Annotated in this window: 10 protein-coding genes; all 10 read left to right on the forward strand. The window is 49.8% G+C overall.

Going from position 1 to position 14,871, the window contains the following annotated elements; all coding sequences use genetic code 11:
* The first annotated feature begins 796 nt into the window (after positions 1-796).
* The 10 genes from FZD51_RS14050 to ffh all read left to right on the forward strand — a co-directional run bounded on the left by FZD51_RS14050 (position 797) and on the right by ffh (position 14,727).
* Positions 797-3,163 carry a hypothetical protein gene (locus FZD51_RS14050; RefSeq protein ID WP_148975375.1) on the forward strand — a complete coding sequence of 789 codons (2,367 nt, stop codon included), beginning with the start codon at positions 797-799 and terminating at the stop codon, positions 3,161-3,163.
* Positions 3,163-4,098 carry an ABC transporter ATP-binding protein gene (locus tag FZD51_RS14055; protein WP_148975376.1) on the forward strand — a complete coding sequence of 312 codons (936 nt, stop codon included), beginning with the start codon at positions 3,163-3,165 and terminating at the stop codon, positions 4,096-4,098. Before FZD51_RS14050 ends, FZD51_RS14055 begins: the two co-directional genes overlap by 1 nt.
* On the forward strand, positions 4,095-4,934 hold the full coding sequence (locus tag FZD51_RS14060; RefSeq protein ID WP_009795939.1) for an ABC transporter permease: 840 nt from the start codon (positions 4,095-4,097) through the stop codon (positions 4,932-4,934). Before FZD51_RS14055 ends, FZD51_RS14060 begins: the two co-directional genes overlap by 4 nt.
* A gap of 13 nt (positions 4,935-4,947) precedes the next feature.
* Entirely contained in the window at positions 4,948-6,516 is a 1,569-nt protein-coding gene (locus FZD51_RS14065; RefSeq protein ID WP_148975377.1) for a hypothetical protein, read from the forward strand.
* Positions 6,517-6,521: 5 nt separating this feature from the next.
* Positions 6,522-7,538, forward strand: a complete 1,017-nt coding sequence (locus tag FZD51_RS14070) for an AAA family ATPase (RefSeq protein ID WP_148975378.1) — start codon at positions 6,522-6,524, stop codon at positions 7,536-7,538.
* Complete coding sequence (locus tag FZD51_RS14075; protein WP_262380922.1) at positions 7,531-8,397, forward strand: DUF58 domain-containing protein; 867 nt, start codon at positions 7,531-7,533, stop codon at positions 8,395-8,397. The genes FZD51_RS14070 and FZD51_RS14075 overlap by 8 nt, the downstream gene beginning before the upstream one ends.
* An 11-nt stretch (positions 8,398-8,408) precedes the next feature.
* Positions 8,409-10,175 (forward strand): vWA domain-containing protein, encoded by a 1,767-nt coding sequence (locus tag FZD51_RS14080; RefSeq protein WP_148975380.1) that lies wholly within the window; start codon positions 8,409-8,411, stop codon positions 10,173-10,175.
* On the forward strand, positions 10,159-12,924 hold the full coding sequence (locus FZD51_RS14085) for a VWA domain-containing protein (RefSeq protein WP_148975381.1): 2,766 nt from the start codon (positions 10,159-10,161) through the stop codon (positions 12,922-12,924). Before FZD51_RS14080 ends, FZD51_RS14085 begins: the two co-directional genes overlap by 17 nt.
* A 108-nt stretch (positions 12,925-13,032) precedes the next feature.
* Entirely contained in the window at positions 13,033-13,365 is a 333-nt protein-coding gene (locus FZD51_RS14090; RefSeq protein ID WP_009795933.1) for a putative DNA-binding protein, read from the forward strand.
* 12 nt (positions 13,366-13,377) lie between these two features.
* On the forward strand, positions 13,378-14,727 hold the full coding sequence (gene ffh, locus FZD51_RS14095) for a signal recognition particle protein (RefSeq protein WP_009795932.1): 1,350 nt from the start codon (positions 13,378-13,380) through the stop codon (positions 14,725-14,727).
* Positions 14,728-14,871: the final 144 nt, after the last annotated feature.

Below are 14,871 nucleotides of genomic sequence, written 5' to 3' on the forward strand. Positions count from 1 at the left end.
ACTTCCTGGATAGAATCCGGAAACTACTCTTTAAGTGGATGAATCGGAGAAGCCAAAGGAAGTCTTTCAGCTGGGAGAAATTTAAATTATTCCTTGAAAAGTACCCTTTGCCTAAGCCGAGGATAAAAGTGAATATCTATAAACTAAGAGATGACATTGGTTATAGTCTGTGAAGGATGATAGGAAGAGCCGTGTGCGGTAATACTGCACGCACGGTTCTGTGAGGAGTGAGGAGCACTGCAGGGAAAACTGAATGTGCTCCCGCTTACTCGACCGGGAGATAGCGGMAARGYTGAGACCCCRCAGSRSGCASSRCGAGGAGGCTCARCKCCGCCCCGCGGAAAGCGAAGTGCCTGGARCGGAAATCAACACCCTTGTTCAGAAAAGTAACTCATGTGCTAGTGAAAAAGATTGGAAGACCTACCCTTCTTTAATTGCTAAAAAACCCGTGGATTGGAGGGGAAGGCAAAAAAAAAAAGCTCGATGAAAAGGGTTCAATGTCCCGCGGAAAGCGAAGTGCCTGAAACAAGAATCAACATTCTTCGTCTACGAGCAAAACTTTTTAAAATGATCCAGCAGTCTGCAAAACGCAGGCTGTTTTTTTGCGCTTTAAATTGGATTTTTTTCTCATTCCTTGTAGGGACATCCTGATTTATTTCGTCTATTATACATGAGCCGGCTCCCGCTTGCCGGAAAAGCAAAGTCTGCAATAAATTTATATTTTACAAGATTTGCAAACTTTTGCCGGCTCCTGTTCGTCTATTGTAGTGGAATATTAATCTGGGGGGAGTTTTTTTTGCGTAAACATACAAAAGCAATCATTGCTGTGATTGCTGCACTGCTGCTGTTTCTCATCTTAAACCAGCCTGCTTATGCAGCACCGGCAGACATCAGCATTTCAGTAGAAGCAGGCCTGGACGGAAAAGTTAAAAGGGGAAAAGGCTTTCCCTTGACTATCAAAGCTGAAAATACAGGAGAGGCGTTCAGCGGGGATCTGCTGATTGATTTCCATCCTTCCTATAATTCCGGCGGAGCCATAAGCATCAAGGCAAATCTGCCTGAGAATTCTTCGAAAACCTTTCACATCACAATACCTGGCAATTCGGAGGACCACCCATCATCTTATCAGAACCTCCCTGCCATCCACCTTTATAAAGGGAGCTGGAAGGACGGGAAAAAAGTCAAGTTCTCCGGCGACACGAAGCTGAAGGCGAAATACATAGAAGGCGGAGAAATGACAATGGGCATCCTGAGCGAGGACTATGACCGGCTCAAGGAGCTGAGGATCCTTCCCTCCGCAGCGGTAGAGACACTGGAGCTGAAAAAAGAACAGCTGCCTGAAGAAGGGCTCGGGCTTGAAATGCTCGACTATCTCCTGCTCGACGAATTTGCTGTTTCCGACCTGACAGAGGCCCAGCAAAATGCCATCAGGGATTGGATCGGGAATGGTGGAATCCTGATTGCCGGTGCCGCTCCTGATGCGGGCCAATCCTTTGGTGTCCTCTATCCTCTTCTGCCGATGAAACCGGATAAAGAAGGGAAGTCTTCTGCCTCCTTTCTTGCGGATAAAGGAGAAAATGAGCCTCCTTTCAAGGAGCTGCCTATGTTTTACGGCCCTGTTGAAAATCAGGCGGAGATTCTCTCACTAAGCGGGGATGTCCCTGCAGCAGTAAAAGCAGACTATGGCAGCGGCACAATCCTGCAGACTGCCTTTTCACTCGGAGATGAGCCGCTGTCTTCCTGGACTGGCTACAGCAGCTGGTTTGGCGGGATTCTGCAGTCAGTCCCTGCCCCATCTGCCGCAGGAAGCCAATATGGACCGGATATTTATGATCCGCTGACCTATGAATTTGCTGAAGCGAATGAATATTTCCCTGCTTCCAGCTTTTCAATCAGTCAGCTCTTGCTGCTGCTCATCGGCTATATAATCGTCATTGTCCCGATCCTTTATTTTATTTTGAAGAAGCGGGACAAACGCGAACATGCATGGTGGATCATCCCTTCTCTGGCTGTGCTGATGTCAGGGGCCATTTTCGGCATCGGGGCAAAAGACAGGCTTGGACAGCCTCAGGTCAATCAACTGGGCGTCTATAAAGCAGTGAACAGCCAGCTTATCGGTATTCAGGCGGCAACCCTGCTTTCCAATACAAGCGGTGAATATGCATTTTCTGTTCCGCGCGGGGAATTCAATGCGATTCCCAGCACTTTGAACAGGCCGGGGTCTGATCATTCCGGCGGCGGTGTCATTGAACAGAGCCGCAAGGAAACGAGGATTGTTTTTAATGCAGTAGAGTACTGGTCATCCAGGACCATATTCGGCAAATCGCAAAAAGAAAAAGAAGGCGGCCTGGAGGCTGATCTGACGCTTAAGGACAAACGCCTGTCAGGCACTGTGACAAATAGCTTCCCCTATGATTTTGAAGAGCTGTATATTTGGACCGGCTCAAATAAGATTAAGATCGGCAGCCTGAAAAAAGGTGAGTCGCTGAAAGTCGACGAAAAAGTGAAGAATGACTTTCTCACCGCTCCGTATATGTCCGGCGCCGGCTATGGTTATCCGGGGCCGAACCGGGATCTGGATCTGATGAAGAAAGAAAGGCTTGAATATGCTGCATCTGCATTCCTTTTCTCAGGGAGCGGGACTGCTGAAGGCCCGATGCTGGCCGGACTCACGAGGGACAGTGTCATTGAGGCGGATCTTCTGTCCAAAAAAGAAAAAGTTTCGGGCCTGAATCTCATCTTTGAACCATTTGAAGCGAAGGTTGATTTTACAGGCGAGTTCTCCCTGTCCAATGAGGTGCTTGATACCGAGCTTGAGGCGGTGCAGGGCATGGTCTACGAAAAGAACGTCAATGGCAGCAAAGATCAAATGATGGCTGATGATGGGGAATACCAGTTCATTGCGTCTCTGCCTGCACAAGTGAAAGGGAAATCCCTGGCATTCAGTGAGCTGTCCGTAACGGCGAAGGCCAAATTTGCTGAATATGCCATACTGAACCATGATTCCGGCGAAATGGAGCCGTTCGAATCAAAGCTCACTATCCAGGAAGATATCGGCCGCTATATTGGCAAAGATGGAAAAGTGGTTGTCCGCATTATCAAGACATCGAAGGACCCTCAGATCACGATGCCGAAAATAACGATTAAAGGGGAGGCGTCCTAATGATAGAGATTATTGACTTAACGAAGAGATATGGTAAATTTACTGCCCTGAACAGCTTGAACCTCCAAATAGAGAAAGGTTCGGTTTTCGGGTTCGTCGGCCAGAACGGCGCCGGCAAATCGACCACCTTCTCTATTTTGGCGACACTGTTGGCGCCTACATCAGGAACCGCCTACGTAAATGGCTATAATGTTGCTGAGGAGCCGAAGATGGTGCGCAGGCAAATCGGCTATATGCCAGATTTTTTTGGTGTATATGACCAGCTGAAGGCAGAAGAGTATCTCCATTTTTACGGTGCGAGCTATGGGATCGATTTCAAGGAAAGAGAAAAGCTCATTCCCCAGCTGCTGGACCTGGTCAACCTTGAGCATAAACGCGATTCTTACGTTGACCTGCTCTCAAGGGGAATGAAACAGAGGCTCTGTCTGGCAAGGAGCCTCATCCATGACCCGGAAGTCCTTATCCTCGATGAACCTGCATCAGGGCTCGACCCGCGGGCGCGCGTGGAAATGAGGGAGATATTGAAGGAGCTGAAGAACATGGGCAAGACCATTCTTATTTCCTCACATATCCTTCCGGAGCTTGCAGAAATGTGCGACACGATCGGGATCATCGATCAAGGGAAGCTGGTAGCTGAAGGGTCAGTCACAGAAATACAGGCAAAACTGCGCGGAGAGAAACTGATCATGGTCAAAGTCCTTAAGGATGTCCATAAAGCCTTTTCATTTTTTGAGGACACTCCCGGTGTGAGCGGGCTGAAGCCCGGGGAAGGTGAAAATTTACTCCAGTTTGTCTACAAAGGCGATGATGACGGCCAGATTGCTCTGCTGAAAAACGCGATAGAAGCCGGTCTTTCAATTGCAAGCTTTGCAGAAGCGGAAACCGACCTTGAAGATGTATTCATGGAAATTACGAAAGGAGTGGAACTTTCATGAAAAATTTTGCCGTAAATCCCGTCCTGAATAAAGAAATAAAACTGCGGTTCCGCTCGTTCAAGAGCTTTCTCGGCGTATTATTTTATCTCCTGGCATTAGGAGTTATTATATTGGGTTTCATTTTTATTAATATGATGTCGAACAGCCAGGGGTATTTCAAGCCTGACCAGAGCAGGGAGATGTTCATTGTCCTGTCCTTCCTGCAGCTTGCCCTGATATTGTTCATTACACCCGGGCTGACAGCAGGGGTCATCAGCAGTGAACGGGAGAGGCAGACCCTTAATATCATGCTGACGACGACACAGAGCTCCGCGAGCATCATCATCAGCAAGCTCGTATCTGCTATTTCCTTCCTGCTCCTGCTTATCATTGCCAGCCTTCCGCTGTACAGCATCGTATTCCTGTTTGGAGGGGTTTCGCCTGGACAGGTGGCCCTGACACTCGGGTTTTACATCTTTACGATCATGGTTTACGGCAGCCTTGGGGTATTGTTTTCAACGCTGATCAGAAAAACAGTCGTTTCCATGGTTACAACCTATGGGGCCACGCTTTTTCTGGTCGGGGGAACGGCATTTCTGACGATGATTTTGATGCAGTTAGGAAATATGAATCCCAATGTGCAGACAGACAGCCCGTTTGCTTATTTTACCGCCATGCTGAATCCTGCCATGGTCCTTCTCGGCATTTTTACACCTGACTTTCTGAGGGAGCTTGCTAATGAGACAGGAATCGAATTTCCGCTCTGGATCGCCCACCTGATCGCAAGCTCGGTGATTTTTGTGCTGGCGCTGCTGATCAGCATAAGAAAGCTCAGGCCAAATATGAAAAAGGGATAGGAGTTGTAAGCGTATGGCCAAACAAAACAGGGAGCAGTTCTTAAATCTGCTGAAGCCTGTCCGGCGCCAGCTTCTCTTTGCAGCGGCAATGAAGGAGCTTCAGCTTCTCCTTTTTTACGGAGGCGCCTCCGTACTTATCGTCCTGCTTTTGGCCCGGACGGTGGTCATCACGGATCTGGCGGCATATCTTTTTGCAGCTGCTCTTGCGTCTCTATCTTTTTCTATCTGGAGGTTCTGGATCCGGAAGCCGGGATTTCGGGAGGCAGCTGCCGTTTACAACCGCTTTGTACCTGATGACAGGGTGCTTACAGCATACTCACTATTGGACAGCGAAGGGCTTATGGAGCTCCTGCAGCTTGAAGAGGCCTTAACTTATATGAAGAGGGACCATGAGTCTGTCCTGAAACGCAAAAAGCAGTTCTTCTACCCTAAATGGTTCCTCGGAGCGCTGGCTGTTCTTCTCGCAGTTTCAGCCGCTGCTTATTTTCCCAGCACGAAAATGGAAAGAGCAAGCCAGCTTGACGAAGAAAAAGAAATTGTAGAATCCGCTGAAAAACAGCTCAATGAAAAAGCAGAGAAAGAGAAGAATCCGGAAACACGGAAGCTGATAGAGGAAGCGGCAAAAGAAATCAGCAAGCTTGACTCTGCCGCAGAGGCTTTGAAAGAGCTTGAAAAAAAGAGTAAGTCGCTGGAGCTGCAGAAAATGAAGGAACAAGAAAGGCAAAGGAAGCTTGAAGAAACTAAAAGCCGGCTTGATAATGCCGGCTTAAGCTCCCTTGCGGCTGCACTGGATAATAAAGACCTGAACAAAGCTATGGATGAGCTGAAGGAACTGCAGAAAAATCCGGAGGAACTTTCAGACAAGCAAAAAGAAGCTCTCCAGGAGCTGGCTCAAAAGGACGGGCCTTTGACAGATGAAGAGCTCGCCAAGCTGGCAGAACAGCTGGAGCAAGCCTTAAACTCCTCCGATGCATTGTCCAGGCTCGCTTCCGCACAGCAGGCTGTCGGCCAGGCAGGGACAAAACTGCACAGCCAAATGTCTGCTAGTGGAATGAACCCGGGACAGCTGGCTCTTTCGGGATCCTCGGGACAGCCAGCCCCCGGGCAGAGTCCTGGCCAGAGCGCAGGCAGCGGCGGCCAGCAGCCTGGCAAAGGAAACGCCGGGAATGGATCCGGAAGCGGCTCGGGTTCAGGAACTGGCTCAGGATCAGGCACCGGCTCAGGATCAGGCACCGGCTCAGGTTCGGGTTCAGGTTCAGGATCAGGAACTGGCTCAGGATCAGGCGGAATGGGGTCAGGTGCCGGACTTGGCCAAGGCTCGAGGGAGCTCCTGACTGTACCGGATAGGATCGCGGGCCAGGTGAATACGGAAACGGATTCAGGACAACTAGGCGAAGGAGGGCCGGCCGGACAAAGCGAGGGAGCCGGGCCCATCCTTCGGGGGAGCGCAAGGCCGTACAGCGAAGTCTATGAATCTTATGAAAGGTCTTACCGGGAAAGCTCTGAGCGCTACAAGCTGCCTGATGAACTGGCGGAAATCGTAAAGAACTATTTTACCAATATAGATCCTGATGGAGAGTGAGAAATATGGCGTCAATAGAAGAGAAAGCAAATCAATTTAAAGAAGCGGCCGCTATCCTGGATAAAGTGAAGGAAGAAATCAGGTCATTTATCGTCGGACAGGAGGACGTGATCGATCAGGTGCTGTGGAGCATCATTGCCGGCGGCCATGTACTGCTTGAGGGTCTCCCCGGCATGGGGAAGACCATGCTGGTCAAGACAATATCGGAAAGCATGGATCTGAAGTTTTCGCGGATCCAGTTCACTCCGGACCTCATGCCATCAGATATAACAGGAACCATGCTTCTGCAGCCTGACGGGAGCGGGAAGCAAGCTTTCGTTTTTCATGAAGGGCCTTTATTCGGAAACATCATCCTCGCAGATGAAATCAACCGTGCGACGCCAAAAACACAAAGCTCGCTGCTGGAAGCGATGGGGGAAAAAACAGTTACAATCATGGGTGAGACAAAAATGATGGACCATCCATTTTTTGTTCTGGCCACCCAGAACCCGATTGATATGGAAGGGACCTATCCGCTGCCGGAAGCACAGCTGGACAGGTTCATATGCAAGATTCAGGTCTCATACCCGACGAAGGAAGAATTAAAAGAGATCGTATTAAGGACGACAGGGACCCGGCCCGCCCCTGTCCAAAATGCGGCGGCAAAAAAAGATGTATTGGAGATCCAGGCTTTGGCAAAGGAGATTCTGGTCAGTGAAGAAATGATTGATGAGGCTGTATCGATCATTTCAGCCACGCATCCAGAGTCGCCGGATGCAACGGGGATGGTCAGGCAGTACATCCAGTTCGGGAGCGGCCCAAGGGGACTGCAGAGCCTGATCATGATGGCGAAAGCAAGGGCGATGTCACAGGGGAGATACCATGTTTCCATGGGAGATTTAAGGAAGGCAGCGCTCCCGGTGCTCCGCCACCGCCTCATCGTGAACTTCGAAGCTGACAGCAGCGGCATTACGGCAGATGAAATCATCCGGGATCTGGTCGAATCCAGGAATCCTGCCTGGGATGGCCGTCAGCATGCATAAAGGAGGCGGACTTCTTTCAAGGCTGCAGAAAAAGCGCCTGCAGGTCAAAACGAAGAAGCGCGGCGCCCATAAAGGGACAAGGCAGTCCAGCAGCTTTGGTTCTTCTCTTGAATTTTCCGATTTCAGGCTCTATCAGCCGGGAGACGATGTCAGGCAAATCGACTGGAATGTTTTCGGGCGCACCCAAAAGCATTATATAAAACGGTTCCTGGATGAACAGGAGATTTCAGCTGCTGTTTATCTGGACACATCCTCTTCCATGCAAAGCATTGACCAAAAATGGAAGCTGGCTAAAGAATTGGCCGCCTCACTCTGCTATATCGCCCTTTCAGGTGGAGACAGGCTCTATTTCGCCTCTTTGCCCTCTGGAAGTAAAGCCCCCCTCAGAAGAAAAGGAGCCAATTACAGCAAGCAGGTATATGCAGAAATCCTTCAGCTGGAAGGTGCCGGAATCAATGAGGGTTATTCAGACCATTTAAGCCGTGCCCTGCAAAAAAATCAGCAGCTGTCCATCCTCATTACCGACACAATGGAGCCGCTCAGCGGGCTTGAGTCTGCAATGAAGAGGATAGGGGCCATGAAGCAGGATTTCTGGCTGCTGCAGATTCTGGCAAGTGAGGAAACCGAGCCGGTTTACAGTGGAGATATCAGGCTGGTAGACAGCGAAAGCAGAACTTCAGTTAATGTCAGTATGAATCCCGTGATTGTTGATGGATATAAGAAGAGGCTGGAAGAGCATGGCAGGCAGCTTGAGGCGGCCTGCAGGAAATATGGGGGGCAGTTTGTGCCGATTACAGCTGACACAGACATCCAGACCATTTTATTGCGCATCCTGCCTGGTAAAGGCATGTTGAATTGAGGTGAAACACAATGCTCTTTTTTAGCCCTATCTATTTTTTATTAGGCTTTTTTATCATCGCCTTTATATTATTCTACTTTTTCCGGAAGCAGTTTGATGAGAAAATCATTCCTTCCAATATGCTATGGCTTGAGGCAGTGAATGAGTGGCAGGCATCGCCCTGGCTGAAGAAGCTTCAGCAGAATCTGTTATTCTGGCTGCAGCTTCTTGCCCTGCTGCTGCTGCTGTTTGCGCTCGTTCGGCCTTTCTGGTTAGGAGAAGAATTAAAGGGGAGCCGCTTGATACTTGTTGTCGATCCCTCTGCATCCATGCTTGCTGAAAGAGATGGTGAACCGGTCTTTGAGAAGGCAAGGGAGAAGATGCTTTCGCTTGCCGGCAGCCTGGCCGGCCAGGAGGTTACTCTGATAAGAGCCGGGGAGAATCCGGAAATCCTCCTGTCAGGGGAAAAGGAGAAAGCTGCTGTTAAAAAGTCAATCAATGATCTTGAAATTACTTATGAACATGAAAACATGACCAAAGCGCTGCAGCTGGCCAATTCATTGGCAGATGCAAAGAATTCGGCTATATATATATTTTCTGACGGACTTGAAAAAGAAGCAGCCGCGGCCCTGGATGAAGGAAATTATACTGAAGTCCATAATTTCGGAAAAGAAGGGCAGAATCTTGCACTTTTATCTTTTGGTGTTGTCCGGGAAGGAGAGGGGATTGCCGGAGGGGCTGCCGTTGAGAACCAGTCAGCGGAGGAGGCTGCTTTTTCCTTCCGGGTACTATATGAGGGCCAGGTGCTCTTTGAGCAGGAAGTGGAGATTGAAGGAAACGGGCAATCAGTGATCCAGATTCCCGGCCTTCCCGAGCATCCGTACTATAAGGCAGAAATAAAGGCGGATGATGCTTATCAAGCCGACAATGAGCTGACAGCGATCTATAATGAGCCGAGCCAAAAGGTGATTGCCGTTGGCAGCATCAGTCCTTTTGTGCTGAAAGGCTTTGAAACATGGGGAGCTGAACTGGTTCAGGCCGATCCTTCAACAGCTGCAGCCGGGGAAGAAGGCATATACCTTGCAGATGCCGGCAGCCTTGAGGCGGCAGAGGGAAGGCCTGTAATCATCTTCAATGCGGAAACAGGCAGGGAAAAGCTGGAAGAACCGCCGGTGGCCGCGGATGATCCGATTCTTGAACATGTGGAGGCAGAAAATATTTTCATAGATTCCTCGTACGAGCCGCTTAAAGGTGATTGGGAAACCCTCCTGCAGTCAGGCGGGCGCCCTCTGATCCAGAAGGGAACACAGAATGGGACTCCGGCTTTGCTGATCAATTTCGCTTTGGAAGATTCTGATTGGCCTTTGCAGCCCGGTTTTCCGGTCTTCTTGTATAATGCCTATCAATGGCTGGCCGCCCAGTCTGATTTTCTGGGCTATTTTTCACCAGGGGAAGAGAAGTGGCTCAATGCAGGGGCAGGCTCTGGTTCGCTGGATATTTACAATGATGAAAATGAAAATCTGTATTCATTGGATCTGGCAAAGGAAAACTTTGCTGCTCCCTATAAGCCGGGAGTCTACCAGGCTGCCGCAGGGGAAGAACATTATTTTTTCTCTGTCCTGCTCGATGACAGGGAAAAAGCTGCCAGGCATGCCTCTTCCTTTACGATGAATGATAAAAGAGCTTCAAACGTCTATGAGGAAAAAGAGCAGAACGGACTTTGGTTTTGGCTCGCATTATTCGCTTTCATCCTGATAGCTGCAGAATGGGAGGTGTTCAGGCGTGGGAATAGAATTTAAACATCCTTTTATGCTTTTGCTCATCATTCCTTCCCTGCTCCTGGTATTCTTGTTTATCAAGACAGTAAAGGGCAGGGGAAATAGGAAGGGAACAGCTGTGATGAGGGCCATCGTGTTCATTCTCCTTGCCTTTGCGCTGGCTGTCCCTTCAATCAGACTGCCTGCTCCGGGAAAAACGGTGGTTTTCATCGCCGACCGCTCTGCCAGTGTTCAGGGCAGGGAAGGAGAGCTGCTGGATTTCATCGATGCCGGAATCCAGTCCAAAGGAAAGGAAGATTCATATGCCGTGATATCGGCTGGAGAAACAGCTGCTGCTGAAAGCTCGCTGGCCAGTATGAAGGGAGAGTTCCGGGAGTTCAGTACTGACACCGGGAAGGGTGAAACGAATCTCGAGGCGGGCATTCAGCTGGCTTCGACTCTCATGCCGCAGGAAACCCCTGGGCGGATTGTCCTTTTATCAGACGGAAGGGAAACGGCCGGCAGCAGCCGTGAAGCGGCAAAGCTTTTGAAGAACCGGGGGATAGAGCTTGATTATGTCCTGCTGGACAGCAGCAGGAAAGAGGATATGTCCATTTCCAGCCTGGAAGTTCCGCCGGCCTTGTATGAGGGTGAAGAAGCATCCATTACAATGACGATAGACAGCAATTCTGCAAAAGAAGCTGATTTAAGGCTTTCTGTAAACAGCCGGGAAGTCCTGAAAGAGAGTATCACGGTTAAAGAAGGAAAAAATGTCTACACCTTCAAGCACAAAATGGATGAAACAGGCTTATCCGCAATCAAGGCTGAAATTTCCGCTGAAGGGGACGGATTCATAGAAAACAATAGCCTTCAGTCTGCTGTCAATATTAAAGGGACTCCCAAGGTTTTGATTGTAGAGCAGGAAAAAAGCCAGCTTGAAAACATACTGGACGGGTCAGGACTTCTGGCGGATTCCATCGTGCCGGAAAAACTGCCTACCTCACTTTCCGGGTTTCTTCCATATCAGTCCATCATTTTCAATAATATACCTGCAACGGTGGTTTCCGGGAATCAGATGATGCTTATCGAAAAGGCTGTAAAGGAATTTGGCTCAGGATTCATTATGGCGGGGGGAGAGAACAGCTTTGGTCTTGGCGGCTATTTCAAAACGCCGATCGAAAAGCTGCTGCCTGTCAACATGGACATTAAAGGGAAGAAGGAAATGCCCTCCCTCGGCCTTATGATTGTAATGGACCGTTCTGGAAGCATGGCAGGGAGCAAGCTGGAACTGGCAAAAGAGGCGGCAGCAAGATCAGTTGAACTCTTGCGCGAGAAAGATACTTTGGGATTCATAGCATTTGATGACCGCCCGTGGGTTATCGTGGAAACCGGACCGCTTGACAATAAAAAGGACGCGGCAGACAAAATTGGCTCAGTCACTCCCGGGGGAGGCACGGAGATCTTTACCTCCCTCGAAAAAGCGTACGAAGAGCTGGAGAACCTTAAGCTCCAGCGGAAGCATATCATCCTCCTGACAGACGGGCAGTCTGCCAGAAGCGCTGATTATGAAAGCATGATAGAAACGGGGAAAGAAAACAATATTACTCTATCGACTGTGGCGCTTGGAAGCGATGCCGACCGGAATCTGCTGGAAGAGCTGGCTGAGCTTGGTACCGGGCGCTTCTACGATGTCACGGACTCATCGGTGATTCCGAGCATTCTATCAAGGGAAACCGTTATGGCGACGAGAACATATATCGAAGACAATCCTTTTTATCCATCTTTGCGGCCGTTTCCGGAATGGGGCGATTTTTTTGCAGGCGGTGTTCCGCAGATGAATGCCTATATTGCCTCTGAAGCCAAACAGGGTGCAGAGGTCCCCCTTCTCAGTGAGAAAGAGGATCCTATCCTGGCTGAATGGCAGTATGGCATCGGCCATACGATCGCCTTTACTTCGGATATAAGCGGAAAATGGTCGGGGGACTGGGCCCGCTGGGAAAAATGGCCGCAGTTCATCAATAAACTCGCCAGCATCTCGCTTCCAAAATATGAGAGCGAAACTTACAGCCTGTCAGTCCGGAGGGAAAATGAAGAAACGGCCGTTTTGCTTGAAGGAAACAGCAGCAAGGCTGCCCTGCCTGCAGAAATAGCAGTTATTTCAGATAGCGGGGAAAAAATTGATGCAAGCACTAAACTGGCAGCTCCCGGCAAGTACGAAATTAAAATGCCTTCAGAGCCTGGCATGTTTTATGTCAATATCAGCCAGCAAAGCCTGTCGGGAGAAACAAGGACCTATAAAACCGGCTTTACTCTCCCATATTCAGAAGAATATTTGATGCAAAAAGAAAATGAAGGACTCCTTAAGGAGATATCTGCCTTGACGGGAGGAGAGCGGCTCGAAGAAGGCAAGGAGGCATTCCGCCCGCTGAAGGCAGGAAGTTTTGAAAAGGCCTCAATCAGTGAATGGCTGCTTCTTGCGGCATTCCTCCTCTTCTTTGCCGAGATAGCGGCCAGGAGGTTCGGGCTCAGGCTGATTCCGGAAAGACGAAGGACCAGGAAGGCTCCAGCGGCCGGTGGAAGCAGGCCATTAGAGAAAACAGCCGCCAAGGTGCGAACAGCTGGCCGGCAGAAAGGCGTCCAGGTTGCGGAGTCCCGCGCTCGGGAAGCAGAACCCGCCGCGCGGCAGGCTGAGGTCCGGAAACCAAAAGGACGCTCCGGAGCAAGCATCAGCCCGGATGAGCGGGAAGAGAGAATGAAACGACTGCTGGAAGCCAAAAAGAGGAAACGCTGACAAAGGCCGAAGAAGCGGCGCCGGGCCCGGATTTCCTTGACACAGTTTGGGGTTCTGTGTAAACTGTTTTATTGTAAAGGCTTTTCACTTAACAAGGGGGAATGAGCTATGCTGGAGAAGACGACGAGGATGAACTATCTGTATGACTTTTATCAGTCGTTGTTGACGCCGAAGCAGCGGAGCTATATGTCCCTGTATTATCTGGATGATTATTCTCTCGGTGAGATTGCCGAGGAATATGATGTCAGCCGGCAGGCAGTGTACGATAACATCAAGCGTACCGAAGCAATGCTGGAGGAATATGAAGAAAAGCTGCTGTTATTTCATAAATTTCAACAGCGCAGCAAACTTATTCGCGAAATGAGAACTTTTCTTGAAGAAGGCAGTCCTTCCCATCAATTTCTGATGGAAGCAGTGGCTGAGCTAGAGAAATTAGATTAGGAGGCGGCATATATGGCATTTGAAGGATTAGCCGACCGACTGCAAAATACGATACAGAAGATCCGCGGCAAAGGGAAGGTATCCGAGGCGGACGTCAAAGAGATGATGCGCGAAGTGCGCCTGGCCCTTTTGGAAGCAGACGTCAACTTTAAGGTTGTCAAAGAGTTTGTGAAAAAGGTCAGCGAGCGTTCAATCGGCCAGGAAGTGCTGAAGAGCCTGACGCCGGGCCAGCAGGTTATAAAGGTTGTTAAAGAGGAGCTTACCGAACTGATGGGCGGGGAGCAGAGCAAAGTGGCGGTATCCAATCGCCCGCCGACCGTGATCATGATGGTCGGGCTCCAGGGTGCCGGTAAAACGACCACCACAGGGAAGCTTGCAAACCTGCTCCGTAAAAAGCATAACCGCAATCCGCTGCTGGTGGCCGCGGACATCTACCGTCCGGCTGCCATCAAGCAGCTTGAAACGCTCGGCAAACAGATCAATATGCCTGTATTCTCTCTCGGCGACCAGGTATCGCCTGTTGAGATAGCCAGGCAGGCCATCGCCAAGGCGAAGGAAGACCACCATGATTATGTGCTGATCGATACGGCAGGGCGCCTTCATGTGGATGAAGCCCTCATGGATGAGCTCAAACAGATCAAGGAGCTTTCCAAGCCGGATGAGATCTTCCTTGTCGTAGATGCAATGACAGGGCAGGATGCAGTGAACGTCGCCCAGAGCTTCAACGAGCAGCTGGGGCTGACAGGCGTTGTCCTGACAAAGCTTGACGGCGATACACGGGGGGGAGCTGCGCTTTCCATCCGTTCTGTTACCAGCACGCCGATCAAATTCGTCGGACTCGGGGAAAAGATGGATGCGATTGAAGCCTTCCATCCGGAAAGAATGGCGTCCCGGATACTCGGCATGGGAGATGTCCTCACCCTGATCGAGAAGGCCCAATCCAACGTTGATGAAGAAAAGGCAAAAGAGCTCGAAAAGAAAATGCGGACAGCTTCCTTTACCTTTGATGACTTCCTTGACCAGCTGGGCCAGGTCCGCAATATGGGGCCGCTGGATGAAATTCTGAAAATGATGCCCGGCGCCAACAAAATCAAGGGGCTTAATAACATGCAGATCGATGAAAAGCAGATCGCGCATGTTGAGGCCATCATCAAATCGATGACAAAGGAAGAGAAGACGCATCCGGAAATCATCAACGCGAACCGCCGGAAGAGGATTGCGAAGGGCAGCGGCAGGACCGTACCCGAAGTGAACCGTCTTCTCAAGCAGTTCGAGGATATGAAAAAAATGATGAAGCAGATGACAGGGATGCAGCAAAAGGGGAAAAAGAAAGGCTTCAAGCTGCCTTTCAATCCGTTTTGATTTTTGTCCTTCTGCGCCTGGAAATGCTGTCCCGGCGTGCTCCAAAGCATGGCTGAACAGCCGCGGGAATCAAGTTTTTATAACATGTAAAGAAAAAACACTTTACAAACCATTTATCTATTGATATTATACTATCTTGTGTGA

The organism is Bacillus infantis (assembly GCF_008180445.1).
GTDB lineage: Bacteria > Bacillota > Bacilli > Bacillales > Cytobacillaceae > Bacillus_AB > Bacillus_AB infantis_B.